General features: G+C 46.1%; 1 protein-coding gene. It reads right to left on the reverse strand.

Features of this window, described 5'->3' with window-relative positions:
• On the reverse strand, window positions 1-675 hold a 675-nt coding region (locus tag D515_RS24500; protein ID WP_039850661.1), incomplete at both ends, for a phospholipase D-like domain-containing protein.

The raw sequence follows: 675 nt of genomic DNA on the forward strand, positions 1-675 counted from the left end.
ACGCTTAAATCGTTATTCCAATACTCTTCAAAAGAGGTTGTCAGCGTCTTCACTTCTTTTCCTGCTAAGAACACATCTCTGTCCCTGAAGTTATAGGCATGGTCGAACCCAAAGTATTCGTCTGCGATATTGCGCCCACCCGTAATCGCCACCTGGTTATCTACCACAAAGATTTTGTTGTGCATTCTTTGGTTTAAACCATGAAAATCAGTCAGCAGTACCTTCACTTTTTCAGCGAGGTTTTTCCCGATATTCACGTTGGGGTTGTATATCTTAATCTCGATGTTTTCATGCCCCGCTAGCATCAACAGTTCATCACCACGGGCTTCAATCATGATGTCATCAACAAGAACACGGACTTTCACACCTCGTTCAGCCGCCTTTACCAGCATGTCGCTGGCAATCAGCCCGATGTTGTCCACGGAGAAAATGAAGTATTGGATATCAATGGATTTCTCTGCACTTTCAGTCAGCCAAGCTCGTGACATCATGGCTTCCGCACCCTGCTCCAGCACATAAACGCCCGTTTTGGCGCTGAGTTCATCTTTATATGGTGTTAAGTAGGATGAGAGTGACTGGCGCTCAATCGATGATTGACCTTCACAGTGATTTTTCTGGGACAATGGCACGCTGTCTGGCGGGGAATCACAGCCAAACAGCAGGAAGGATAGAGAA

It is taken from the genome of Grimontia indica, assembly GCF_000333895.2.
Lineage (GTDB): Bacteria > Pseudomonadota > Gammaproteobacteria > Enterobacterales > Vibrionaceae > Enterovibrio > Enterovibrio indicus.